The 24,524-nt window shown below is 43.3% G+C and carries 24 protein-coding genes; 13 read left to right on the top strand and 11 right to left on the bottom strand.

Going from position 1 to position 24,524, the window contains the following annotated elements; all coding sequences use genetic code 11:
* The first annotated feature begins 14 nt into the window (after positions 1-14).
* The 5 genes from LKE40_04950 to LKE40_04930 all read left to right on the top strand — a co-directional run bounded on the left by LKE40_04950 (position 15) and on the right by LKE40_04930 (position 2,633).
* On the top strand, positions 15-467 hold the full coding sequence (locus tag LKE40_04950; protein ID MCH3916804.1) for a PTS sugar transporter subunit IIA: 453 nt from the start codon (positions 15-17) through the stop codon (positions 465-467).
* A gap of 75 nt (positions 468-542) precedes the next feature.
* Positions 543-776, top strand: coding sequence for a hypothetical protein (locus LKE40_04945; GenBank protein ID MCH3916803.1), 234 nt, complete (start codon positions 543-545; stop codon positions 774-776).
* 33 nt (positions 777-809) lie between these two features.
* On the top strand, positions 810-1,961 hold the full coding sequence (locus tag LKE40_04940) for a leucine-rich repeat domain-containing protein (GenBank protein MCH3916802.1): 1,152 nt from the start codon (positions 810-812) through the stop codon (positions 1,959-1,961).
* A gap of 139 nt (positions 1,962-2,100) precedes the next feature.
* On the top strand, positions 2,101-2,385 hold the full coding sequence (locus LKE40_04935) for a hypothetical protein (GenBank protein ID MCH3916801.1): 285 nt from the start codon (positions 2,101-2,103) through the stop codon (positions 2,383-2,385).
* Between the two features lie 50 nt (positions 2,386-2,435).
* On the top strand, positions 2,436-2,633 hold the full coding sequence (locus LKE40_04930) for a hypothetical protein (protein MCH3916800.1): 198 nt from the start codon (positions 2,436-2,438) through the stop codon (positions 2,631-2,633).
* Positions 2,634-2,694: 61 nt separating this feature from the next.
* On the opposite strand, the gene LKE40_04925 is transcribed toward LKE40_04930, so the two are convergent.
* The 6 genes from LKE40_04925 to LKE40_04900 form a co-directional block, all read right to left on the bottom strand.
* Complete coding sequence (locus tag LKE40_04925) at positions 2,695-3,885, bottom strand: iron-containing alcohol dehydrogenase (protein ID MCH3916799.1); 1,191 nt, start codon at positions 3,883-3,885, stop codon at positions 2,695-2,697.
* A gap of 14 nt (positions 3,886-3,899) precedes the next feature.
* Positions 3,900-4,580 (bottom strand): lactate utilization protein, encoded by a 681-nt coding sequence (locus LKE40_04920; GenBank protein ID MCH3916798.1) that lies wholly within the window; start codon positions 4,578-4,580, stop codon positions 3,900-3,902.
* A 343-nt stretch (positions 4,581-4,923) separates the two neighbouring features.
* On the bottom strand, positions 4,924-5,433 hold the full coding sequence (locus LKE40_04915) for a VOC family protein (GenBank protein MCH3916797.1): 510 nt from the start codon (positions 5,431-5,433) through the stop codon (positions 4,924-4,926).
* A gap of 50 nt (positions 5,434-5,483) precedes the next feature.
* Positions 5,484-6,764, bottom strand: a complete 1,281-nt coding sequence (locus LKE40_04910) for an MFS transporter (protein MCH3916796.1) — start codon at positions 6,762-6,764, stop codon at positions 5,484-5,486.
* Between the two features lie 96 nt (positions 6,765-6,860).
* Positions 6,861-7,634 carry a hypothetical protein gene (locus LKE40_04905; GenBank protein MCH3916795.1) on the bottom strand — a complete coding sequence of 258 codons (774 nt, stop codon included), beginning with the start codon at positions 7,632-7,634 and terminating at the stop codon, positions 6,861-6,863.
* A gap of 249 nt (positions 7,635-7,883) precedes the next feature.
* Positions 7,884-8,714 (bottom strand): acetyl-CoA hydrolase, encoded by an 831-nt coding sequence (locus LKE40_04900; protein ID MCH3916794.1) that lies wholly within the window; start codon positions 8,712-8,714, stop codon positions 7,884-7,886.
* A 1,169-nt stretch (positions 8,715-9,883) separates the two neighbouring features.
* On the opposite strand from LKE40_04900, the gene LKE40_04895 reads away from it, so the two are divergent.
* From LKE40_04895 to LKE40_04880, 4 genes are all read left to right on the top strand, one after another.
* Positions 9,884-11,119, top strand: a complete 1,236-nt coding sequence (locus LKE40_04895; protein MCH3916793.1) for an MFS transporter — start codon at positions 9,884-9,886, stop codon at positions 11,117-11,119.
* 354 nt (positions 11,120-11,473) lie between these two features.
* Positions 11,474-13,177 (top strand): MBL fold metallo-hydrolase, encoded by a 1,704-nt coding sequence (locus LKE40_04890; protein ID MCH3916792.1) that lies wholly within the window; start codon positions 11,474-11,476, stop codon positions 13,175-13,177.
* A gap of 313 nt (positions 13,178-13,490) precedes the next feature.
* On the top strand, positions 13,491-14,708 hold the full coding sequence (locus LKE40_04885; protein ID MCH3916791.1) for an Nramp family divalent metal transporter: 1,218 nt from the start codon (positions 13,491-13,493) through the stop codon (positions 14,706-14,708).
* Positions 14,709-14,718: 10 nt separating this feature from the next.
* Positions 14,719-15,138, top strand: a complete 420-nt coding sequence (locus tag LKE40_04880; protein MCH3916790.1) for a universal stress protein — start codon at positions 14,719-14,721, stop codon at positions 15,136-15,138.
* Between the two features lie 221 nt (positions 15,139-15,359).
* Here LKE40_04880 and LKE40_04875 read toward each other — a convergent pair whose 3' ends face one another.
* The 5 genes from LKE40_04875 to LKE40_04855 form a co-directional block, all read right to left on the bottom strand.
* Positions 15,360-16,502, bottom strand: coding sequence for a Fic family protein (locus tag LKE40_04875; GenBank protein ID MCH3916789.1), 1,143 nt, complete (start codon positions 16,500-16,502; stop codon positions 15,360-15,362).
* Positions 16,503-16,825: 323 nt separating this feature from the next.
* Positions 16,826-16,996 (bottom strand): hypothetical protein, encoded by a 171-nt coding sequence (locus LKE40_04870; GenBank protein MCH3916788.1) that lies wholly within the window; start codon positions 16,994-16,996, stop codon positions 16,826-16,828.
* On the bottom strand, positions 16,989-17,480 hold the full coding sequence (locus LKE40_04865) for an RloB family protein (GenBank protein ID MCH3916787.1): 492 nt from the start codon (positions 17,478-17,480) through the stop codon (positions 16,989-16,991). Before LKE40_04865 ends, LKE40_04870 begins: the two co-directional genes overlap by 8 nt.
* Positions 17,467-18,777, bottom strand: a complete 1,311-nt coding sequence (locus LKE40_04860) for an ATP-binding protein (GenBank protein MCH3916786.1) — start codon at positions 18,775-18,777, stop codon at positions 17,467-17,469. Before LKE40_04860 ends, LKE40_04865 begins: the two co-directional genes overlap by 14 nt.
* Positions 18,778-19,052: 275 nt before the next feature.
* Positions 19,053-20,045, bottom strand: a complete 993-nt coding sequence (locus tag LKE40_04855) for a LacI family DNA-binding transcriptional regulator (protein ID MCH3916785.1) — start codon at positions 20,043-20,045, stop codon at positions 19,053-19,055.
* Between the two features lie 235 nt (positions 20,046-20,280).
* Here LKE40_04855 and LKE40_04850 point away from each other — a divergent pair, with 235 nt between their 5' ends.
* Genes LKE40_04850 through LKE40_04835 form a run of 4 tightly spaced genes read left to right on the top strand, consistent with a single transcriptional unit; the run spans position 20,281 to position 24,520 of the window.
* Entirely contained in the window at positions 20,281-21,666 is a 1,386-nt protein-coding gene (locus LKE40_04850) for an ABC transporter substrate-binding protein (GenBank protein MCH3916784.1), read from the top strand.
* 23 nt (positions 21,667-21,689) lie between these two features.
* Positions 21,690-22,577 carry a sugar ABC transporter permease gene (locus tag LKE40_04845; protein ID MCH3916783.1) on the top strand — a complete coding sequence of 296 codons (888 nt, stop codon included), beginning with the start codon at positions 21,690-21,692 and terminating at the stop codon, positions 22,575-22,577.
* Between the two features lie 14 nt (positions 22,578-22,591).
* Complete coding sequence (locus LKE40_04840; protein MCH3916782.1) at positions 22,592-23,416, top strand: carbohydrate ABC transporter permease; 825 nt, start codon at positions 22,592-22,594, stop codon at positions 23,414-23,416.
* A 27-nt stretch (positions 23,417-23,443) separates the two neighbouring features.
* Entirely contained in the window at positions 23,444-24,520 is a 1,077-nt protein-coding gene (locus tag LKE40_04835; GenBank protein ID MCH3916781.1) for a glycoside hydrolase family 130 protein, read from the top strand.
* The last annotated feature ends 4 nt before the right edge of the window (positions 24,521-24,524 follow it).

Here is a 24,524-nt window from a genome sequence, read left to right as displayed (position 1 = left end):
AAGGAGCATACAAAATGAATTTGGTGGATATTCTGAGAGAGGATTTGATCAAGGTACCTCTTTCAGCTACTGACAAGGCCGGTGTCCTTGAAGAACTTGTGGGTGTCCTTGCGGCAGGGAAGGGTCTTGATGCAAAACAGAAAGATGCTGTCCTGCAATCGGTATTGGATAGGGAATCCTTAGGTTCTACTGGCATTGGGAAAGGGATCTGTATTCCACATGCCCAGAGTGAGGCAGTTGATTCAATCTGTCTTGCCGTTGGGGTCTCAAGGGTGCCGATTGACTTTGATTCTCCTGACAACCTGAAAAGCAGGCTCTTCTTTCTGGTAGTGGCGCCAGTAAGTGCTGCCTCTGCCCATGTTGAAGTTTTGGCTGCGATAGCACGTAGTTGTTCCAGTCAGGTCTTCAGACGTATGCTTGAGCAATGCAAGAGTGCCAAAGAAGTCTTGCAATTGTTTTCAGAGTAATTGTGTATGTAAGATATAGGGACAGACATGAGGGTAAAGCGTTACCTCATGTCTGTTTTTTTAGGTGTACCAGAGATGAATGACGAACGGCAATGTTGCTGTGCAAAATGTGGTCTTACACAGCAGGAACTGGATGCCCAAGGTATCAGGACAAGCAAGGGTGAAAAAGCTGTCCTTTCTTTCTATGATCCGAAAGATGGGCTGATCCCTGAGAATTGGCAGGCGGATTATTATTGTTCTGCTTGTGTCGAGACCTCTTTTGATCCCTTCTGGGGACAGTTTGATACCTATTGGGATGATGAAGAATGATTTTTCGACTATCATATGGTCAAGGAGCATAAGTTGAAATATGTATTTAAAGACGGTGTCTGCTTTGTCCGGGTCAAGGGTGTTGTCTATGATAAGACAATGCAGGTACTTGTCAAATATCCTAAGGATGGAAATGACAAGGTCTTTACTATTCCTCCTGATATTACCAGCATTGAACCCGGTGCTTTCAAGAAAAACAAGACACTTAAAGAAGTAAAGTTCAATGGAAGTGTGGATATCATAAAGGAGAAAGCATTCAAGAAATCAAAGCTGAAAAATATCATTATTCCCAAGGAAGTGAAATGCATAGAAAAGGCTGCATTTGAAAAATGCACGAAACTCAAGCGGGTGGATATGGAGGATGGGCTGTCCGAGGTCGGAAGTTCCGTATTTGCAGGATGTACATCTCTTTCCCAAATCAGTTTACCATCTTCCTTGCATCAGCTTTCTTCTTTGATGTTTGCCTATTGTTCTAAACTTGAACAAGTTGTCCTTCCTGAGACATTGGAAGAAATAGGAGAGAGTTGCTTCGCAGAGTGTACGGAACTGAAGAAACTCAAATTGCCGTCGACTCTCCGCACGATAGGCGAAACGGCTTTTGTAAATTGTCTGTCACTTGAAGAAATTGAGATACCGCAGGGCTGTATGACTATAGGAAAAGCAGCCTTCAGAGGCTGTGCAACCTTGAAGTCGGTACGTATGCCAGATGGACTGCATCTGATGGGTGATGATATGTTTACAGATTGTGCTGCACTTACGGAAGTACGGTTGCCTGATGACCTGAGGGATCTTGCTGAAATGACTTTCCATGGTTGTTCGTCATTGGCGTCCGTTATCATGCCACCTGAATTGGAATCAATTGGAAACTTTGCTTTTTCTTCCTGCATCTCTTTGCGTGATTTAAAGTTGCCAGGGAGTCTGAAGACAATAGGTGAGGGGGCTTTCATGGAATGTAGTTCCGTGCAGAATCTTGAACTGCCTGAAGGGGTGGAATCAATCGGTGACAAAGCCCTCAAGAACTGCAAAAGCTTGAAGACCATAGCCTTGCCGGCTTCAGTCAAAGCTATCGGCAGTAACTTTCTTGATGGATGTGAACGGCTTCAGTCAGTTTTTGTGTCGAAGGATAGTTTTTGTGAGAGCTATATACGTCAGTCTCCCTACAAGGACCTGGTAAAATACCTGTAGTTTTCCTTGTCAGCAGGCTGACTGTTTCCTGAGTGCTATAGTTGATACGTGAAGATGAGATATAAGGGAAAATATATCTGCAAGAGATTTGACCTTTGAGTGTTATCTTGAGTACTATCTAGACAGGAGGAAGTGGAACATGAAAGTAAGATGGGTTGGCTTGCTTGTGGTCCTTATATTATCAACTGTTTGCTTCGAAGCCTGCGCAGGAAAGGAAATTCAAGAACTGAACAAGACCGTAGACGCGAAGGCATCGAAAGTGACCAAGGAAGAAAAAAAACCTGAAGCCTTTGTCAATCCGTTCAGTAATTCATTTTCCGTCTATTCTTCTGCAAATTTGAATTCGCAGCGGCAGCTGGCTGAGGAGGTTGCGCTACAGCATAATGAAGAAAAAGCCGACCTTGTCGGCACTGGAAATGACTGAGGGAGAGTACTTTTTACTTTGCTATAAGTAAGGAAATGGAGGAAACATATATGAAAAGGTTATGTACAAGATGTGGTACTGAACTTGTCGAGGGATATGAACTGAAAGGACAGGATAAGAATAGCCTCTTTATCCAAAAGGAAGGTATCTGTGGCTTGTCTTTGAATTATGTCAAGGCAGCCGTCTGCCCCCAATGTGGTAAAGTCGAAATTTATGTTGACCCGGAGAAATTGGAAAGTAACTTCTGATATGCCTGCACGATTTTGGACAAAACGAAGGCCCCTCAACAGGGCCTTTGTTCGTCTGTGTTCATCTGGCAGAACGATAGATGGATCTGATGTCTTCCTTATCCAGTTTCTTGATATTTCCAATGGTCCTCGTCCCATTAAACGAACACCGTTCACTTAGCAATTCGATTTCCTCATCAGTCGGGGTCTTGCCTAGCAGATGATGCAGGTCTGTCGGCAAGCCGATACTTTCGATGACATGTTTCATTTCTTTGATCGTATTGCGTGCATCTTCCTCTATGTCTCCTGAAGGAGCAATGGAAAAGGTGCGATTACCGAGCTGTGCAAAAGCTTTGGGGTTTTCCTTGTACACATAGGATGCCCAGTGTGTCCAGACTGCTGCAATGGATGCTCCATGGGCACTGTCAAACATACCGCTTAGTTCATGGGAGAACTGATGGCAGGCCCAGTCACCTCTTGTACCGTTGCCACATTGCATCAAATCGTTATGAGCAAGGGATGAGGCCCACATCAGGTTGCCCCGGGCATCCAGGTCTTTCGGGTTGTCAAGGACTTGTCTGATGGCCTTGAAGACTGATCGGATCAGGCCTTCTGCCAACTCATCGGTAAGACTGGTTCTCGGTCCATTGAAGAAGTATCTCTCAAGGGTATGCATGACTATGTCAAAGGCGCCGCTGGCACTTTGGTAAGGAGGTACGGTAACTGTCAGTGCCGGATTTTCCAAAGCGAACCTGCATCTGGCATATTGGCTGCTATAGCCTCTTTTCAGATGCAGATGGTCATTGGTAATGACGCTGCTGTCACTCATTTCGCTACCTGCTGCCGCAATGGTCAGCACCGTACCGATGGGAATACATCCCTTCGGTGTCCGTGTCTTTGCATAGAAATCCCAGACATTTCCTTTTTCATTGTCTGCAAGGCTATACCCGATTGCTTTTGCGGAATCTATGACAGATCCTCCACCGATGGCCAGAATGAAGTCAACATTATGTTTTCGAGCAAATTCAGTTGCCTCTGTTACCAGTGATAGCTTTGGATTTGCGGTGACACCACCGAATACCACAGTCTTGATTCCTTCTTTGCGGATACTTTCCAGCACTCGGTCCATGAGTCCGTTCTTTACAATCCGTTCGGAACCATAGTGTACCAGGACTATTTTTGCCCCGAATGCTTTCAGCTGTGCCCCTGCCTGTAATTCCACGTCTTTGCCGAATATGACTTTTGTGGGAGCATAGTAGATGAAGTCTTTCATTTTTTCCTCCTGTCTCAATAACCTAACTGTTCACCGACAATGATGACTTTGATCCTGCCTGCATGCAACTGGTGGGAAAAGACCGTACTGATTGAACAGATGCTGTCAGGACAACTGCCTGCAGACAAAGCCATCAGATTATGTGCGTCACAGTATGGGCTGATACAATGTCCATGCTTCATGCAGAAAGTATCAACTTTGAGCCGTCTGGTATTTGAAGGGGTCGCAATATTCTTGACCCGTTCTACCGCACTGCTCAGGTCCTGTGTAATTTTGTTTATGCCGACGACAAGGATAACCTGTTTCGGACCCCATGTAATTGCTGCGACTCTATTGCCGTTGCCATCGACTTCAAGTATTTCACCATGCCTTGTCACGGCATTTGCACTGGCAAGGTATGTGTCAGCATAGAAACTTTTCCTATAGATTTCGTTCACTTGGTCTTTTGTCAGTCCTTTTTCATAACGGTCAAGGAATTTATAGGTTCCATTGCGCAGCAGATCGATGATTCCTGTTTCAAATAATGTCATCGACCCTCCGACACTGACGGTTTCTCCTGCTTTCAGCAATGATGTGACTTTTTGTACTGCCTGTTGCTTGTCTTCAACATAGTAAGCAGTAATTTGATTTTTTTTCAGGTTTTCAATCGTTTCCATGGCGTTTGCCTTGAAGCACGCCTTGTTGTGCTCGTCCATTGTCGTTCCTCCTGCATGGGTAGTCACTGTGGATCTACTTTTTCATGATAACCTGCAAGCCAAGAGCTTGCAAGCGAATTATCAGGATAGATTCTTGTCCTTGGACACAGGATGTTCTTTCTGTAGACAGGCTAAGTTCCTTCTTGTCAGAGAAAAAGGATTTTTAGATGAAATGTATATGCTGAAGTAATTTGTGTATGTACGATATGACCAGTGTACTCTTATGCTGGCAGGAAAAACTATTGTTGTCAGTGCCGTGATAATGAATCAGATAGCATAGCTATGGACAACGCAAAAGTACGACCTATCTCTGCTATAAATGAATTGTCTATAGCGGTAATTTTTACAAAAGTATCTTTGATCTGGTTGGGCCTATGCCCGGATAATATTCTTCCATGATTTCTATCCATATTCCATCAGGATCCGTAATGAAGATGACACCTGATGATTCTTTCGGATCTGCTGTGGCCGGCAGTGGTTCGATCAAATCTCCAAACTGGTCATTGGGCCAGCGTGTATCAACTACAATATTGGCACCTTCGGCTTTCAGATGTGCTTTCAGATTGAGGAAATCCTCGTGCCTTACATATAAACCGATATGTTTTGTTCCCAGCGTGCCGAAATAGTTTTCCATGGTAAACGGTTTCAGCCCGTCATATTGGAACAGTTCGAGATAACATGAGTGATTCGGGTTCTCAATCCATGCAATGGATACGATACCCTGTCCTGGAAGTCTATTGTTGCCTTTTTTTACCAGTGAAAAACCAAACATGCGTTTCCACCATGAGATGCTTGTATCCAAGTCGGAGACAAACATCCCTACGTGGTGCATATATAAAGAAATAGTATTCATCTTGTTTTTTCCCGATGGTGTGCTTTCGTACACCGTTTTTATGTTGCCAGTCAGGCTTTTGTCTGTGAGACTGTCCTTGATTTTTTCAGTAAGAAAGAACAGATAAAACCCAGCAGACCAAGTACTCCGAAAATCAGGAGGGTAGCAGTGTAGCTACCGTTGCTGTTGAGAAGCAGAGCTCCGATTGAAATGCCTATTGGTGCACCGAGTATACCACCTCCCTGCACCAATCCACCGGTCTTGCCCATGACATTGGCAGGGAAACACTCAGTCAGATAAGCAAATGTCATTACATTGGCCCATGCAAGGAAGAAGCCTGCAATTATCAGGAATATGCTCAGACGAACAGAGTGGGAGCCGATATCCGGGAGCAGTACGGAAATGTTGAAGAGTCCTGACAGGATATAGGCAAAAGCTATGCCGATTTTCAATTTGTTCTTGAAAAGCAGACTGCTTGCAAATCCACCGACCAAGCCCCCGACAGTAAAGGCCAATGAATAATAGGAGAAAAGCTGTCCTCCTGTCTGTGAACCCAAGCCTAGTCCCATGGGTTGCTTTACTGCAAGGTAGCCGGGGATAAAGCTGCTGTAACCTTGCTGGATCCATGAGAAGATGAATGTTATGACCAGGAAAATCCAGAAAGAGGATTCCCTGAGAATTTTCTTGAAGGTTTCATTACCATCAGCAATTGTGGCTGCTTGTGCATCTGTTGTCTTGTCTTGTTTCTTTTGCCTTGATACCTGGGGTCCGAAGAAAAAGACCAAGGAAAGGATCAATGCACATATCGTAGCAACACCGCTCCATGCTATCGTTGCTGTCCAGCTTCCTACTGAATTGAAGATTGCAGGGAAGATACTTGATCCGATGGCAGTACCTATGCCTATGCTGGCTCCGAATATTCCCATGACAATGCCTCTTTGGTCAGGTGAAAACCATTCACTGGACAATTGTGCAGGGGTGGCCATGCAAAGTCCGGCTCCAAGGCCTTGCAGAAGCCTCAGGAAAAGGATTCCTCCCAATGAGTTCCCCATTGTCGGCATAAGGACTGCCCCTACCGTCGTCAGGGCAGAAGCGATGATAAAGACTTTTGCAACTCCGATCTTATCAATCAGAAAAGCTGATGAAATACAACCTAGGAAAACAAAAAAGGTAAATGAAGACATCATTACGGATGTTACCGTTCCGATTGGAATTTGTGTTGCCTTTGATATTTCTCCTACCAATGGGGCCGGGCCGATAAGAACAAGCCCGGCATTTACAGCTATGACAATAAACATTACAAAGCAGACAAACCATCTGTACCTAGGATACATTGTTTTTTCTTCTGCCATAATTCATACTTCTCCTTACTTATGTCAGTTTGTTATGCTGATTATCAACATATTTCTTGGCTGAGCCATATTCTGTTGAATTGTTCAGCCCGATTGTTAGAAATAAAGGCTGCTTCTTTCTTTGATGAAATCATTGTCTGGTTTTTCAAGGATGAACGTTGAAATGAATTCACTGCCGGGGATAATGAACGGATAGTTACCGTCTGTTGCCCAGGAAGGTCTTGTCAGCTTCGGAAGATTGCCGATGATACCATTCTTCCAGCTATTGCTGTCATCGAACCAAAGTTCAGTTACCCTATGCCACTGTCGATAGAACAGGTCCATGTGTTTTTTGAATGAGTCACCCTGCGGCAACGGTGATTTTTCAGAAATATAAGCCTTTGTACTGAAGTATCGGTTAAGGCCAGGGGTTTTCTTCATTTCAGGTACATGTACGTTCAGGTACCAATCATCTGCCTTGTCAATGTCGGCCCCGTCAGGATAACGGAATACGCATACCCAACGAAGAATCGTATGGTCATCGAAATGTAAGTCAGAACCCAGGAAGTCATCTGTAGGTTCTGCCGGCATGTTTACAACAATGGCATCCATTGCATCAGGATAAGGTTGCTGTGTCATGGAAAGCAGTCCTCTTTCTCCACGACGGCTTTCACTTCCAGTAACCCAGTTTTCATGTACGCGATAGTTGAAAAATCCAAATCTTTCTGCTCCGTCCGGTTCTGGAATGACTCGGTAGAGAAGATATCTGTTTGTCCAAGGGTATTGAGTAAGTACTTCTGGTACGTGATAACGCCTGAACCAGCGTTCAAGTGCCGGCAATGCATTGAAATCCTTGAGATTATGTATGATCAGTAACTTTGACATAGCCATAGTGATAATTCCTCCCTGTATCTATCTAGGTGATGAAAACTCCTGAATATGACCTGCATAGGTAAGTCGGTATACCTTACAGAAGCCTGTGTTGTCTGATTTTTCCCCTCTGTAGCAAATTGCTTGGAAGTTGTGGCCGAGGGAGAAAAAACTGGTGTATGATTATTCTTGTTGACTGTCTGCGAGAAAATTTTCTGATATCAGGAGATACTTCTTCCAAGAAATCAAAAGAAATATCTCCTGGCTTTTCTAGCGTAGGGTCAGATACCCATGATATTGCGTCAGATTGTCGGAACTTACATAATCTGCCAGGAATATACCGGTGAAGTTCAGGAACGGATGAAGATAAGGGAAACTTGTCGTCTGGGCCCATTCAGGTTTCCTGATGCATTTGGAACCATCTACTGCTACGGCTTTCCATTCTTCCGGACCATCAAACCAAATCTCAGTAACACGTGAATAAGGACAGTTGTCGATTTCCTGCCTGACTGAACTTGACAATATCCTATTTGCTTTGTTGCTTTTTTGGAAATAAGGAATGACTTCATCGAAGAACCATTTGTCCCCTTCTTGCTTTGTCGTCCCTTCCGGATAAGAAAGCATGAACTGCCATCTGTAATTTGGCCCATCTTCAATAGTACGTCCTTTACCTTTCAAATCATTTTCCCAACAGACGGGGACGAAAGCAAAGACAAACGGATGTGCCGTACCCTTGCCTGATCTTCTGGCTTCATCACCTGTGAGATTTTCTTCGGGAGTATCTTCGGGAACAGTTCCTTGCCATTTCAGGACATCGATAGGGAAGTATTCCTTCAGAGTCCGACAGGCCATTTCAGGAAGATTCTCATCGACAAGCCAATAATGTTCTGTCATCTGCATTCTTACAGTCCCGAATCTTTCTTCTTTGTCAGGACTGGGAAGTGCATTGTAGAATGCATATTTCGTCACATATGGAGAAAAGTGTGAAATGCTTTCCGGGATATGGTGTGCATAAAGCCAGTGTTGCAATTTTACCCGATACTCTTCCTTGACGACATCCACGTAAATCAATGACCTCATTATATTGAAATCAAAAGCCATACAAAGCCTCCTTATCATTGAAACATCAAGAACAAGGATTTCAAACAGGAACCCTTTGCTTTTAAGTACTATTACTTTTGCAATCTTGTCAAAAAACTTTCCGTTGGAATCGGATAGGTAAAATGGAAGAATTACATATGTTCCGGACTGTGGCTGTACTCTTTTGGATGAAGAAATCGATCGGACTTCTTGCCATCTCTCTATCCTTTCTGCTAATAAGTGTAGGTCGCGTTTTGCTTGCTGTGTAATATCAATTACAGCATATATTCATAATGGTAATGTTATGTGTATAGGAGAAAGTACTGTCATGATGCCGTTTGTTTTTGCATCCTGCTGTGTAGTTCCATCATGGCTATGGAATTTGTTTTCTGATGGCAGAAAGAGGAAACGTGGATCGTATTGTCTATGCTTCGGACGTTTGTGGAGAATGTAGCGGTAAGAAGGATCTTCTGTTTCCAAATTGTCTGCATACGGCGGACTAAGGAGCTTTCTCCTATTTGAAAAAGTTGTTCATATGTTTGATTTGTTATCATTTATTTTATATGTTATAGGTAATTATTTTGTGGATATAGCCAGCGTGTAATCGTTTCTTAACTATTGGCTGACATCGGGTCTTCATCTGCTACAAGCAGTAACTCTCAGTAAAAAATAGGTATGTTGTTCAGAGAATATTTTGTTTTTCTGATTGCCAGGGACCTTTTGTGGCGATGGCAGAAAGTGGTAATTCCTTAATATCCTGTAGAGGTTGTTTTCTTATGCTTTGATTTTGGAACAGTGTAATTTTGCAGTCCTGTGTCTTAAAACTATATTGTCATTGGATACAATATGATCTGATTGGTATTCTAGACATCAGAATTGATTGTACATACACTGTCTTCCATGTCGGATGGGGACTGCCTGTAATCTGGAAAGTAGCGGCAGCTGGTGCTTTCTGGATTTACTGTTGCTGTTCATCGGGGACTCGGCAAATGGTAAAATAATCTGTTGCAAGTACGAAATTTTTCCGAAAAAGTTGCAGAAACTTCTGCTTGCAGGGGGAAAATTAGCTTTACCTGTTTGTATATCTACTACTGTTTCCCTGATCTTTCTGGAATGTTCGGTATGTTGTGCGAAGGAAGAACATATACAGCACAGAGGTGCTGAAAAAACGTAGAGGATGTAAGGAAAATATGGAAAGAACTTCTGCAAAACGGTGGGTATACCTGACGGTAGGTACGGTTATGCTTCTGTGCTTGGGATTGTTGTATGCGTGGTCTATTTTCAGGATACCGCTGAAAGCTATGTTCCCGGGGTGGACTGCTACACAGATTTCAATGACATTTACGATATCGATGATTTTTTTCTGCTTGGGGGGATCCTTCAGCGGCAAGCTGAGGAATATTCTGCAGGGAAGATATATCGTATTGATAGCGGCAGGGTTGCTGCTTGTCGGTTTCTGGATGGTTTCGACGATAGATGCGACTGTTCCGGGGACAAGTTTGCAAAAACTGTATGTTTTCTATGGAATATGCTGTGGAACAGGCGTCGGCATGGCGTATAATTCGATCATCAGCACCGTGACAAAATGGTTTCCTGACAATATGGGTCTTGCTTCAGGAATACTATTGATGGGATTTGGCCTTGGTGGTCTGTTGCTTGGAAGTGTGGTAAATGCTGTGATCGGGATAATCGGGCTTACTGCTACCTTCTTTAGGCTGGCTATCCTGATTGCAATTGTCCTTGCAATCGGATCTTTTTTCATTCGGATGCCTGCTGCAGTATCTGCTGAAGTTTCTGATGCTGCTAGTGGATCGGAAAATGGCTGTAAGGAGAAACGGAGGGAATATACGGTAGGCCAAATGTTGCAAACACCTGCCTTTTGGGTTGCATTCCTTTGGTTCACCATCATAAGTGCAGCAGGACTTATGATAATCAACAGTGCTGCCACCATTGCAGTAGCTTTCGGGGCTTCTGCTGTATTTGGGCTGGCAGTTTCCATATTCAATGGTGCAGGACGCGTAACCATGGGAACTTTATTTGACAAAATAGGCCGTCATAAGTCGATGATGTGCAACAGCCTTATTATGCTTCTTGGTGGATCCGTATTGTTCTGTGGTGCGATGACTACTGGCATCTTGCTTATTTTCCTTGGGTTGATGCTGATAGGAATCGGCTATGGTGGGTCTCCTGCGTTGACTTCGGCCGTAATAAATGGTTTCTTTGGTTCAGAGAATTATCCTGTAAATTTCAGCGTAGCTAATTTCTGCCTTATTCCTGCGGCTCTGTTCGGCCCTCTGATTTCCAGTAAGCTTCAGGATTTGTCCGGTGGTTCTTATGGCAGTACATTTGTCATGATAATGGTCTTTGGGCTTATTGCTTTTATTTTGAATCTTGTGCTGAGAGGCTTGAGCAAGGAGTTGGAATGACATTTCTGTTGCCGATATGTGTAACCAATGCTGAAAAAATACATTTTGAGGGTTGAACTGAAAAATCTTGACGGCAATCCTGTATGGTTGCAACTATAAGGTAACTTTCTTTTGAGATGTGCTTCCTGCTGAGGAGAGGAAAGAGGTATCGTCTGCAGGAAATAGTGATGGGTATGTTTTTTCTGCCCCGGAGTAAACATTGTTGCCTATATGGCTATGTAGGTAATATGGGTACATCTTATTCCATATATTGTTGCTGCCATATTGTATTCTCTTTGCTTTCTGGAAAAGTAAAGGATGAAATTTGGTTCACAGCATGACTTTTTAGGGGTATACTTGAGGAAAGGAGATGTTATGGAGATCACATTTTATGGGGCAGCCAGACATGTTACTGGAAGCTGTACCTTGGTGCGTTGCCATGGGTTGGCCTTGCTTATTGACTGCGGCATGCCACAGGGAAACGATGAGAGGGATATGGGAGATGATTTTCTATTTGATCCGGCTCTCATTGACATCGTACTGCTGACTCACGCCCATATAGATCATACAGGAAGGATTCCTCAGCTTGTCAAGGAAGGTTTCAAGGGCGAGATCTGGTGTACCAAGGCTACGGAAAGACTTTGTGAGATCATGCTTGCCGATAGCGGACATATCCAGGAAATGGAAGCCGAATGGAAAAGCCGCAAGCAGATCCGAGCAGGCAAAGGGCCCGTGGAACCTCTCTACACTGCTGAAGATGCACAGAACAGCATGCAGTATTTCAATTCCGTTGATTATGAAAAAGTGGTCGATTTAGGCAAAGGTGTCCAATGCCGGTTTGTCGATGCCGGACATCTTCTGGGCTCTTCTTCAATAGAGCTATGGCTTGAGGAAGACGGTGTCCGACGCAAGCTGGTATTCAGCGGGGATATCGGCAATTTCGATCAACCGATAATCAAAGATCCGAACTATCTTGATGATGCTGATGTAGTGGTTATTGAATCTACCTATGGTAATCGGTTGCATAAACTGCCTGAAGGTGCAGTAGGACACAATGTACCGACATCGGTCCGTGCTGCTGAACTTGCGAAGATGATCAAACGGACATTCGATAGAGGCGGCAATGTGATTATACCTGCTTTTTCGGTTGGCAGGACACAGGAAATCCTTTACCTGATCAGATATATTATAGATAACAAGCTGTTGCCGGAGTATAGTAATCTGCCGGTATTCGTAGATTCTCCTCTGTCCGTAAAGGCAACGGAAATCTTTGCTTCATGTGTGCAGGGCTATTATGATAAGGAAGCCATGGACATGGTCAACAAAGGGATCAATCCTATCATCTTTCCTTCCTTGACTACTATTACGGACGTGGAGCAGTCAAAGGCTCTGAACCGGAGGACAAAACCTTCTGTCATTATTTCCAGCAGTGGGATGTGTGAAGCCGGACGAATCAAACATCATCTGAAACATAACCTGTGGAGAAAAGAATGCATGGTCATCTTTTCGGGCTATCAGGCAGGTGGTACCTTGGGCAATTCCATTCTCAATGGTGCACGCCATGTGACAATTTTCGGAGAGCAGATTGATGTCAAATGTGAAATCTGTGAGCTTGAAGGTATTTCCGGTCATGCCGACCAAGCTGGACTGATAACTTGGCTCAAGGCTTTCCATAAAGAACCTCAGCAAGTCTTTGTCAACCATGGTGAAGAAGATGTTGCCCAATGGTTTGCTGCATATGTCTGCAAGGAACTTGGACTCAAGGCTTATGCGCCTGATATGATGGAAACTTTCTCGCTGGCAGATCTTGCCAAGCTGCCGAAGCAGAGCGAAGCTCCTCTGCCTTCTTCTGTGATGAGACAATTGGAAGAAGCACTGAAGGAACTGAGTACTGGGCGAGGACAATTGGAAAATGTCATTGTCCGGATGATCAAGGCAAGCAGGAACAAGAAGTTGGAAGAAAAAGATGCTGCCCGTCTGACGAATGCGGTCGAACGTCTTGCAAGCGATTTGGATTTCCTGCAGAAGAAGTGGGGCGGAGATGCCGACCTTGGTTCAGACAAGGAACAGCAGAATTGATGCAAGGGAAGGCGGCAGGAATGCCGCCTCCCTTTTAAGTGCAGGAGTCCCATTTTCTGTAGATTGGCAAGGGTAACCGATTGAGAGCTATAAAGCTTTATATCCAAGAGTTCACAATCCTGATAATGCAACAGCAAAAGGTAATTTTTCTCTATTTTGGACATGTGCTTGAGTATGGGAAGATACAGTTCAGATATTTGTTTTGGCTATTTGGACAAAAAGATGAGATATTCCTTTGTTATCGGATTTGAATTGTTTCCATTATTATCAACAGTTTGTTGAACAGAAAAATGACTATGATTATACTGATGGCATGAAATACAAGGAAAGGCTTAAAAGGTTGTTGTCATTCCTTGGTCCCGGATTCCTGGTTACCGTAGGCTTCATTGATCCCGGTAACTGGGCAACCAATATTGAAGGGGGATCAAGGTTCGGTTACGCATTGCTCTGGGTAATTACGTTGAGCACAGTCATGCTCATGGTTATCCAGCAGGCTGCTGCAAAAATGGGAATTGCAACAGGTAAGTCTCTGGCGGTGAACATCAGGGAAAGGTTTCCTGGGCCGATTGTGGCAATCATTGGTGTTACTGTCGTGGCTGCCTGTGTTGCTACTGACGTAGCCGAATTGTTGGGTGGAGCCATAGGTTTCCAACTGTTGTTTCATTTTCCCTTATGGCTTGGGGCATTGATTACAGTTTTTCTTGAAGTATTCCTTATTGTCGGACAGCGTTATCATAAACTGGAACGGACCATCATTGCATTTCTTGGTATCATAGCTTTATGCTATGTAGCCGAACTTGTCATTGTCCATCCTGACTGGCATGAAGCCTTGCCGTCATTCTTCAATCCGCGTCTCAGCAGTTCCAGTATCTACATAGCTATGGGTATGATCGGAGCTGTCGTCATGCCTCACAATATATTTCTTCATTCCAATGTCATCCATTCAAGGCAATGGGGCATAGATGACAAGCAGAAGAAATCGTTGCTTAGATATGAAAGGATTGATACGGTAACTTCTTTGCTGCTTGGTCTTTTGGTCAATGGTGCTATGATTATTGTCGCAGCAAGGGTCTTCCATGCAAACGGAAAAGTAGTAACCAGCATTGCAGATGCATCAAAGACCTTGGTACCTTTGGCTGGGCCTGTTGCTGGTTTCCTTTTTGCCATAGCATTGGTATTTTCTGGTGTCGGTTCTTCCGTGACCTCATCCATGGCTGAGGTCAATGTCATTACCGGTTTCCTTGGAAAACCAGAAGATCCCCGGACGTTGCTCTATCGTCTGGCTACCTTCATAACTGCAATTCCATCTTTTCTTATTATCCTGCTTGGTGTCGATACCTATAAGATATTGATTTTCAGTCAGGTAGTGTTGAGCATACAATTGCCGTTTACACTTATTCCACTTCTGATACTTTGCCGTAGCAAGAAGCTTATGGGTGTTTTTCGCAGTAGAAACGGTGAATTCCTGGCATTGATTGCCATATCAGCTCTTATCATTGCTTTGAATCTATTTTTGCTTAAGTCTGTATAGGAGGTGCGTGATGTCGCCATTTTCACATATTCTTGTCCTTGTTGATTGTTCATCAGCCGATGATGCGATATTTGATCTTGTCATCAGACTTGCTGATGGGTCTCCGACGAAAGTAACGCTTGTCCATGTCGTTCACTCCCATACCCTTGACCAGGACCGGGCCCTGAAGAAGCAAGCCGTTGATTGTTTGGGAAAAGTCCTCGAAAAATTTGATGGAGCAGGTATCGAAGCTGACAAGCTTTTGCTTAGCGGAGAACCTGAGACAGAGTTGGAAAAGGAGATAAACAAGGGAGATTATGATCTGATTGCTATGGGAACCCATGGTCACAAGGGCTTTACCGATGCTCTCTATGGCAGTGTCTCCAGGTATCTCAAGCATGCTGTAGCTGTACCTTTGCTTATGGTTAAGAATTCAAAGAGCAATGATTGATATCGGGATACCTTTTTGCATGTTATGACCATTTTGGATACATAGTTGCATTTTCCCCTAAGTTTGTTTTGATTGTTCTTTTGATATCAACAATATAAGTGCCTTGGGTAGTTTTCCTGCCTGAAAAGAAAAGATAGTTTTTTAATGGAGCTGGTAAGTTTTGATTTTAACCTGTCCTGCAGAAAGCAAACACCGGGCTGAATCAGGGTAAGACAAAATTCTTATTTTTCTTTTTCTATGATCGCATATGATGTGCTTCGCCCCCCGGCAGCTTCCTTTCTCATGATGCCGGCTTCAATGAGTTTGTTGATGTCCCGAGATGCAGTATCCTGGGAGCAGCCGCAGATTGATGCCCATTTTGAAGTTGTCAGTTTTCCTTGCCAGTTTGCAAGCAGTTTGTCGAGCATCGTGCGCTGACGTTCATTGAGCGATATTTTTTCATTTACGGCTTTCCAGAATACTATCCGATCTCCCGTTTTCTGTATTTCTTTCATTGCTTCATCGGCAGCAGCGGTCATGCAAGTAAGGTACCATGTAATCCAGTCGGTTATATCAAGGTCACCATGCTGTGTTTTTTCAAGTTCAGCATAGTAAGCGGCTCGGTTTTTCTGAAGTTGTGCCGACATGCTGAAAAGACAATCGTCTCCCCGTTGTGAAAGAATCATATCAGCGAGAATTCGGGCAAGACGTCCGTTACCGTCGTCAAACGGATGGATACTTACAAAATATAGATGGGCGACAGCGCTTTTTACAGCATATCCACCGGCTACTGATGCAGGTTTATTGAACCAATTGAGAAAACGATGCATCTCTTTGTTCAGTGTAACTGCAGGGGGAGCTATATAATGAACGGTTTCTTTTCCCATATTTCCGGAGATGATACGCATCGGTCCGTATTCATCAAGACGGTATCTGCCTGTCGTAATTTTATAACCGCCTGATATCCCGGAAGGGAAAAGGCGTGATTGCCATAAGCAGAGCCGTTCTTTCGTCAACGGCGCCGTAGAGTTTTTTATGGCATCAAGTACTATTTTGACTATATAGTCGGTTCTTTCTGGAATCTTACCTATATTAAGACGGTGTACTGCTTCCGCTGTCAGAATATTTTCTGCTCCAAGATGACGGGCAACGGACGAACGTATATCTTCCTGCGGGATGTGCTCGCCTTCAATCTGAGCTGATTTTTCTATCTCGCTACTTATTGCAGAAATATTGCTTTCCTGGCGTACAGAAAAACCGAGTGCTGCCATTGCTCCTTCAAGTTCTGCCTGTTTGCGTTCAGTAGCTTCAGATACCGTATGTATTTCATCGGTATTCCATGTAAAATTTGGCCAGCTTTTATTCTGCCAGATATATGCTTCCATACTCAAGATACTATCAGAAAATGCGGAGTATAACCAGATATAGTCCGCATCTTTTGCGGAGAATAGAGCTCTTATTCTCCGCACATTTATTTCTGATTGCAATGGAATGCTATATTTATAAGAAATAACCGATACCTTCTGTGTAGTAGCTCCAGATATTTCAATTATGCTGTGGATGTATTATTGCCTATGGTAAAGAACTCGAAAGGTAATGTAGTGTCAGGATAGTTTCGTGAAAGGATGTAATATGCCTCAGGTGAAATGGTAATACTTCAATGCAATTTCTCTTTACTGTTCTTGTTCGTTGATGACTATAATCTGAATCAGAGGATATCACAGTCTTTGAAGATAGTCTCAACAACAGTCTGGACCTTCAATGAAGGATTGTCGATATAGAAACTATAACCTTCACAGGTATGGATCTTACCCTGATTTTGGCTGTTGATTGATTGGATTGTTTTTGCCCTTGTTATGGCTGACCTGACATCATCCAATGTAAGTGTGGCAAGTATCTTTTGGAATTTTTTTTTCTTCTTTGTAGTCAGACAATGATCTGAACTGCATACCATAACCTTTGTTGATTAAGGCAAGGTATGAATTTTTGTTTGGCATATGGTTATTGCAATTCATTTTGTGGAGGATAATCCATAATTCAAAACAATAATTGGAATAGCCGAAGATATAGGAAACTTTTTTTGTTTTTTGAGATTTTTTAAGATCTATAAGCAGCTTGTCTATTTTTTGTATGTCTGTACTGCTTGGTCCTCCGATATCAGCGATATGAGCAATAGATGTAGGTTTCCCGCCTGCAAGTGATAGTTTTTTGACAAAGCTTGTAGGTTTTGTTTTTACTCCGATAGAAAATGAAACATTTGCAGATGCTTCATTTGTGGCATTGATTGTTTTTTGCAGCCACGTCAGGTATCGTTTCTCTGTTTCTCCTTCAACTGTAAAGTAATATTTTCTAGTTGTCTCCATTATCGTTTTCCTGGTTTGCGAATAGTGGTGAAAGGTCTATGTCTTCTAGTGCGCCATACTTGCTGATGAAATAATTCCTAAGATAATCTTCTCCTTTCCTTACTCCGTTTTTGCCATTGGTCTTGAAATCAGAAAGGGCATAGAGCATACTTTCTTTTGAAGTATGATTGCGTTCGACGAATTTGATTTCATCCCTTCTGAACAAGTTGCTATTCAGAAAAATTGGATTCTGGGTATTGAAGATGAGCTGTGCTCCGTGGGTATTGATTTCATCATTATGAAAAACATTGATGAGACTCATTACAGCCATAGGATGCAATGAGGCATCAAATTCATCAATCAAGAGGGTAATCCCATCTTGAATGGTTTTCCATAAAATGGGGAAAAGGTTCATGAACCTGACCGTTCCATAGGATTCAAACTGCTCTGCATTGATCAGTAGCTTCCTTTTTGGAAAGAGTGAAACCAATTTCGGTTGTTGCTCTCCATCCTTTGTAAAATAGCCGATATCTCCAAAACCGGCACCAAACTTTTTAGCAACATCATTTGTCTGTTTTAATATATAGCAGGTATTTCCTTTTGCATCTTTTATGTTCGGGCTTGTCTTGATACTGTTGGAACGGTATACGACCAAAAGTTTGTCAGAGAACCAAGTGACCATTGAGGCTACAAGTTGGGGTTCAAAGATAGACTTGAATCCATTGGTCAGAAAAAGTTCCTGTGCTACGAGACCCTTTGTCGCAAGTGTTTCCAGCAAAGGCATTTCCTTTGCAATGCCTTTCCCCTTATGTAGTGAAAATGATTGGACAGTAACAGTATTTTTGCTTCGTGTAAAACAATGGTGCTGATCAATGGAAAGCGTCTCTTCCTTGATGTTTCTGTCATAATCCTGATTGCCAAAATCTCCGAAATCAATCGTCAGACTATAATCAAATATATGGTTGTCCTGGGTAAAGGAAATTGAAAACCGGACCGGTTTTTGTTTTTTGAGACAACAATTAGGAATCAGTTCAAGATGTGCAGAAGCTGGATCAGGATTATTGCCTTCTTCGATGTTCCTTATATTTCCTCGGAGGACAATTTTCTTCAATACATCCATAGCTCCGATGACATTTGATTTTCCTGCTGCATTAGGCCCATAGATGACAGAAGTACAGATTGCTTTGATTTCCTTGTTCTTTATGGTTTCTTTTAAGATGCTGTAGGAAAGATCAACTTGTTTCGAGGCTGGGTGCATTGAAAATGTCATTTGGGATACAAATGATTTGAAATTTTCTACGGAAAAAGAAAGTAACATAATTGTTTCCTCCTATATGCGAGTATAACGCATATAAGTATTATTTCAAGTGATAATTTTAAATATTTATTCATGTATTTGCAATTTTATTGCAAAATTGTGTAGATAATTTATCTCAGTCAATGAAATGTTCGAGACAACATAAAATTATCGGTTCAAATCGGTCGGTCTTTATTTTATGCATTTGGACACTGTTGGTTATTCTGTATCAATTTCAACTGTCTTTGTCGGAACTGTAAGTAGAGATACTTCTTGTAGTCTTTTATCGGAAGAACTTATCGTCGGGGAGCAGAGTCCCTTTCGATGAGCTGTGTATCCAGATATATTCTTTTCAGTTCATTTCTACCTTCAATTCGCTCTTCCAAAAGTCGTAATGCTTCCGAGGCAAACAGTCGCTTGTCAATATTCATGCTGGTGAGCGGAGGCTTTGTCGACGCAGCCAGTTCCGTATTGTCGATGCTGACGATGGCAACCTGACCAGGAATAGAAATTCCCAAACTCTTCAACCGTTCCATGAAATAATATGCTGCCCTGTCACAATGGCAGATGAAGACCTCTGGCAATTCCTTTGGCAGCGGGATGTCTATCAGATAGTTGTCAGTGTCTTTGTCGTAGTTGTCGATGAGCCATGATTCATCATTGGGCAGGTGATGGTAGTACTGTACTTTTCTATAACCGAGGATCCTGTCTGCTATGTTTGATGACTGAAGATAAGAGCCTACGAATCCGATTTTTCTGTAACCACGTCGGACCAGATATTCAGCAAGTATGGTCCCGATACGGAAGTTGTCGATGCTGACGCAGTCTGAATGGTCGTCCATAGGATCATAGTCAACTACGACATGCGGAATTGAAATTCCATTTATGGCATTCATGATTGTACGAGAAATCTCTCCACCGACAATGATTCCGTCATAGTGGTCCAGCCCATCAGGCAGGGAACCTTTTTCCTCATCTTCTTTTTCCATAATGAAAAGATCTAGTTTCATTTCCCTTTCATTGCAGATGGTATTCAAATGGTAGTAGATGACATGATAAAAAGAGTCCGTAAACAAATAGAAACGTTTCGGTGTAAGAAAAGCAACACGAATCTGGTGTCCCCCTGTGTGTAGTCTTTTTTGTTCATACCCAAGATCAGATGCAACCTGTCGGATTTGCTTTCGGAGTGTATCTCCTACACCTTCCTGGCCTTTCAAAGCACGGGAAACCGTAATCTTGCTGGTCCCGACCTTTTGTGCAATTTGCTGAAGTGTAGTCTTTTTACCCATACCGGCTCCTTTGCCACCACTATAGCACAGTAACGTAATTCTGTAACGTTACTTTTTGAAATTTTATTCTATTCTTAACTGAAATCTTTTTAATTTTATGAGGTAACTTAGGAAAAAATAAGATTGTATTATTTGTAACGTATTTAATAACGTTAAAATATTGTTTGACAACTTAACAAATCTGATATATACCATCTATGTAAAGTACTTTTTTATTTATTAAAGGAGGTAATCTATGAAGAAGATAGGTGTATCGATATTGGTTTTGATTTTGCTGGGTTCCTTTGCGTTTGCAAATGGTAGCTCGGAAGAAAAGAATCCGACCTCTGATACTTTGACCGTAAGTTTCTGGACTGCGCCTAACCAGGGACAGTATAATTTCTGGGATGCAATAATTCAGCAGTTCAATGCTGCTGGTGTGAAGGTAGATGGGAAGACAGTTCAGATCAGTGCACAGATGATGCCTGAGACTCCTTCTTCAGAAGCCGGTATACAGAATGCGCTGGCCACCAATACGGCTCCTGCATTGTCGACGAACATCAACAGGGGATTTGCTGCGACTTTAGCAACTTCTGGTCGTGTATACGATATCCAGGACGAACAGTTCTTCGAGGATATCATTGCCAACCGGAAGATGGAAAGCATTATCCCTAGCTGGAAGATTGACGGTAAGCAGTATGTCATTCCGATTTACGCAAATGCCATGAGTTATCACTGGAATGCAAATGCACTCCGGGCATTGGGTTTTGCTGATCGTGTGCCTGAAACTACTGCTGACATAAAGACTTTGCTGACCAACTTTGAGAAGCTCAAAGATACAAAGATGAAAGAGATGGGTATTTCCCATGTATTCCTTAGGTCTGAACTTGGAAGGCCAGAGCTTTGGTGGAACCGCTGGTATGATTTCGAAATGGAATATGATGCATTTTCCGGAGGAAAGAGTTTGGTTGAGGACAACAAGCTTGTCATGGATCCTGCGGTAGCCAAACAAGTATTTGAATTCCTTGGCATGTTCGGTGATACCATACAGATGTCTGAGGATACGACGGCATTTGAGAAAAAAAAGGTACCTTATGTCTTCCAGATCAGTGCACCTTGGGATGTGTCAAAATATGAAGCCGCTGGCTTGAAGTATGGACTTGATGGTGACTACGTCTATGGTGCACCGATTGTCTTGAAAAAAGGCGATATTCCTTATACGTTTGCTGATGCAAAAGGACTGGTTTTCTATAAAGGCGGAAATGTCACTGAAGAAATGCACAAAGGTGCAATTGCCTTTGTGTCCTGGGTATATGCGAAAGACCGTAGTGCACAGACGGATCTTGATTGGCTGAAGACGACAGGTATGCTTCCGATGCGTGGTGATACGACGACAAATGCCACGTTGGCGGCCTATATTGCCGATAAACCCGTACTTCAGGACCAGGCGAAGCTGATTCCACATTCCATTCCTGCCATGGCCAATGGTGCAATGTCTGATATCCTTACAGCACTCGGCGAAGATGGCTTGTGTGATTATATCCTACAGACTTCAAAACAGGCACCTTTCACAGCACCTGATGCCAGCAATGCCGTACAGGCTGCCATGGATGGCATGAAGACTGCCGGTTCATTGCAGTAAATAAGTAAGGAGGTCAACCTGACATGAACAGACACTATCATGCAAAGGAAAATGCTACCGGGTGGATATTTGTATCTCCCTATGTGCTCTATGCGGCATTACTTTTCGCATTGCCGCTGATCTGGGCTTTTTGGCTGGCTGGTACAGATTGGAACTTGATGGCGCTTTCCTGGAATTGGGTTGGCCTCGGTAATTTGAAGACGGCATTGAAAGATCCCAATGTCAGCAAGGTTTTCTTCAATGGATTGAAATATCTGGTTGCCATCGTTCCTTTGGTCTGCTTGCTTTCCATGGGAATTGCTTCGGTACTGCACAACTTGCCGGCAAGTCTCAAAGGAATATTTTCGGTCATATTTTTTGTTCCTTACTTGACCAGCGGAGTGGCAACCTCAGTATTCGTTCGATATTTCTTCAGCTATAGTTCTGTCTTCAATACTTGGCTCCGTTCGGCATGGAACCTGAATGTAGGATGGTTCACTGACCCTAAAGTTGCTTTCTGGGTGATTGTCTTCATCATCGTATGGAAAGTCAGCGGTTACTACTCCCTGTTCCTGTTTGCTTCCTATGAAGCGATACAGTCGGAAATCCTTGAAGCGGCTGAAATAGATGGGGCAGGAAGTGTGCGGCGGTTCTGGAAGATTGTCATGCCGATCATTGCATCTTCCATGCAAAGTGTCATCATTTTGGCAACCGGATTGGTCTATAGTATTTTTACCGAGCCGTATCTGCTCACTGGCGGTGGACCTTCAAAATCGACTTTGTCATGGCAGCTTTTACTGTACAATACTTCGTTTGTCAGCTTCAAATCCGGTTATGGTGCCATGATTGCCATTCTGCTGGGACTTTGTATTTTTATTACTTTGCGATTGGTCATTGCCATTTCCAACCGCTATGTCACTGAAGCCGAATAGGGAGGAAGACGGTCATGTATCTACGGAAACGGAAATCCCGCACTATAGCAATTGCTGTTGCGCTGCTTCTGGCAGTTGTGTCATTGTTTCCTTATTATTATATCCTGCTGCAGTCATTTACTCCTTGGGCTGAGGTTGATACATCTATGGTTCCCCATCATCTGGTTGCTGACAGTTATAGCTATCTCATGACCAATGGTGGTGCAGACAATCGTCTGATGTGGATCAGGTCGATGTTCAATTCAGTGTTTGTCAGTACTGTTTCTACGGGTATAGCGTTGGTGACAGGCCTTTTGATTGCCTATGCTATGACAAAGATTCGTTTCAGCGGTGGCAAAGCTATCTATGACATCCTTTTGTTCCAGATGTTTTTCCCTACCATTATCCTGCTTGTACCGCAGTATATGTTGCTGAGACCTCTAGTCAACAATTACCTTGGTATGATCATCCCTTTCACCATATCGGCCTGGGCTATCCTGATGTATTATAATTATTTCAAGACTCTTTCTTCTTCGATATTTGAATCTGCAAGAATTGATGGGGCAAGCGAGGTCCGTATAGCCTTTACCATTGCCTTTCCGATTTGCAAGACTATTTCAATCATCGTGTTCCTTTCAATTTTCCTAGGCCGTTGGTCGGAATTGATGTGGGATATGCTGATGGCGCCCAAACTGCAGATGCAGACATTGAACGTACTGATTACGACGCAGTTCAAACCGATGGGTAATCTGCCGGGACCTTTGTATGCAGCCTCGGTGATACTTACGTTTCCTGTACTTATACTTTTCCTGGCTTTTTCAAAATATTTCAAGCAAGGCATAGCCATGCAATTCAAATAAAAGATTTCAGAGAAGGAAGATCCTTTTATGGATTTCCTTCCGGGAGCACATATGGACAGCACTGTTTTGCATAGATATGAAGGAAACCCTGTCATTTCCATAGATGACGTCAAGCCTACTGCAGAAGGAATGCAGGTTGTCGGCATATTCAATTGTGGAGGAGTACTTCGGAACGGCAGGGTATACTTGGTCTGCCGTACTGCAGAGAGAATGATATCCCAAGAGGAAGACAAGCTCATTGTTCCTTTTTGGGATAGGAATGGGTTTTCTTCTTTGTCATTTGACCGTGATGATTCTCATCTGGATCTGTCGGATTCCCGACTCGTACGGGACCGTCGTTCGGGAAAAGTGGTGGCACTGACAAGCTTTTCCAGCTTCAGGTTGGCAATATCTGATGACGGATATCATTTTCAGGTCGCAGACACGCCTTGTATATTGCCCGATCCTGTGACGGAAGCCTGGGGGATGGAAGATCCTCGGGTTACGGAACTTGAAGGTAAGTATTATCTTACGTATTCATCTGTAAGCAGAGATGGAGTGGGGGTTTCCCTTGCCGTTACCGATGATTTCAAGACCTATGCGTCACTGGGAATGATCCTTCCTCCGACAAATAAGGATACAGTCCTGTTTCCTGAACGCATAGACGGCAGGTACTACTTGTTGCACAGGCCCTCTCCTTCAGGCGATATCGGGAGCTCTGATATTTGGTTGGCTGATTCTGTGGATCTGGTCCATTGGGGTAACCATAGGCATCTATGCAGCAGCAGGGAAGGCAATTCCTGGGAATGGGGGAAAATAGGTGCCGGAACTCCTCCGATACATATACCGGAAGGATGGTTGCTTCTTTACCATGGAGTGGATATGCAGGAAAGGTATGCAATGGGTGCCTTGTTGCTTGATGGTAAGGATCCTTCTGTCATCCTGTCACGGTCGGTAAAGCCAGTGATGTTGCCTGAGATGCCATATGAAAAGTCAGGTTTCTTTTCTGAGACCGTTTTCCCTTGCACAGCAATCCTATCTGGTGATAAGGTCATAGTATTCTATGGTGCTGCAGACAACAGTATCTGCAGAGTCGATATTACATTGGATGGTTTGCTGGTATAGGGAT

It is taken from the genome of Spirochaetia bacterium, from assembly GCA_022482625.1.
Lineage (GTDB): Bacteria > Spirochaetota > Spirochaetia > Sphaerochaetales > Sphaerochaetaceae > Pleomorphochaeta.
This window is presented reverse-complemented; position numbering and strand designations above follow the sequence as displayed.

Excerpts from the sequence above, each read along its gene's own strand:
- LKE40_04915 (MCH3916797.1), bottom strand. The coding sequence starts at position 5,433 with ATGAATACTATTTCTTTATATATGCACCACGTAGGGATGTTTGTCTCC.
- LKE40_04900 (MCH3916794.1), bottom strand. The coding sequence starts at position 8,714 with ATGGCTTTTGATTTCAATATAATGAGGTCATTGATTTACGTGGATGTC.
- LKE40_04910 (MCH3916796.1), bottom strand. The coding sequence starts at position 6,764 with ATGGCAGAAGAAAAAACAATGTATCCTAGGTACAGATGGTTTGTCTGC.
- LKE40_04925 (MCH3916799.1), bottom strand. The coding sequence starts at position 3,885 with ATGAAAGACTTCATCTACTATGCTCCCACAAAAGTCATATTCGGCAAA.
- LKE40_04880 (MCH3916790.1), top strand. The coding sequence starts at position 14,719 with ATGTCGCCATTTTCACATATTCTTGTCCTTGTTGATTGTTCATCAGCC.
- LKE40_04865 (MCH3916787.1), bottom strand. The coding sequence starts at position 17,480 with ATGGAGACAACTAGAAAATATTACTTTACAGTTGAAGGAGAAACAGAG.
- LKE40_04860 (MCH3916786.1), bottom strand. The coding sequence starts at position 18,777 with ATGTTACTTTCTTTTTCCGTAGAAAATTTCAAATCATTTGTATCCCAA.
- LKE40_04840 (MCH3916782.1), top strand. The coding sequence starts at position 22,592 with ATGTATCTACGGAAACGGAAATCCCGCACTATAGCAATTGCTGTTGCG.
- LKE40_04845 (MCH3916783.1), top strand. The coding sequence starts at position 21,690 with ATGAACAGACACTATCATGCAAAGGAAAATGCTACCGGGTGGATATTT.
- LKE40_04920 (MCH3916798.1), bottom strand. The coding sequence starts at position 4,580 with ATGGACGAGCACAACAAGGCGTGCTTCAAGGCAAACGCCATGGAAACG.
- LKE40_04855 (MCH3916785.1), bottom strand. The coding sequence starts at position 20,045 with ATGGGTAAAAAGACTACACTTCAGCAAATTGCACAAAAGGTCGGGACC.
- LKE40_04930 (MCH3916800.1), top strand. The coding sequence starts at position 2,436 with ATGAAAAGGTTATGTACAAGATGTGGTACTGAACTTGTCGAGGGATAT.
- LKE40_04905 (MCH3916795.1), bottom strand. The coding sequence starts at position 7,634 with ATGGCTATGTCAAAGTTACTGATCATACATAATCTCAAGGATTTCAAT.
- LKE40_04895 (MCH3916793.1), top strand. The coding sequence starts at position 9,884 with ATGGAAAGAACTTCTGCAAAACGGTGGGTATACCTGACGGTAGGTACG.
- LKE40_04890 (MCH3916792.1), top strand. The coding sequence starts at position 11,474 with ATGGAGATCACATTTTATGGGGCAGCCAGACATGTTACTGGAAGCTGT.
- LKE40_04945 (MCH3916803.1), top strand. The coding sequence starts at position 543 with ATGAATGACGAACGGCAATGTTGCTGTGCAAAATGTGGTCTTACACAG.
- LKE40_04835 (MCH3916781.1), top strand. The coding sequence starts at position 23,444 with ATGGATTTCCTTCCGGGAGCACATATGGACAGCACTGTTTTGCATAGA.
- LKE40_04935 (MCH3916801.1), top strand. The coding sequence starts at position 2,101 with ATGAAAGTAAGATGGGTTGGCTTGCTTGTGGTCCTTATATTATCAACT.
- LKE40_04885 (MCH3916791.1), top strand. The coding sequence starts at position 13,491 with ATGAAATACAAGGAAAGGCTTAAAAGGTTGTTGTCATTCCTTGGTCCC.
- LKE40_04950 (MCH3916804.1), top strand. The coding sequence starts at position 15 with ATGAATTTGGTGGATATTCTGAGAGAGGATTTGATCAAGGTACCTCTT.
- LKE40_04850 (MCH3916784.1), top strand. The coding sequence starts at position 20,281 with ATGAAGAAGATAGGTGTATCGATATTGGTTTTGATTTTGCTGGGTTCC.
- LKE40_04875 (MCH3916789.1), bottom strand. The coding sequence starts at position 16,502 with ATGGAAGCATATATCTGGCAGAATAAAAGCTGGCCAAATTTTACATGG.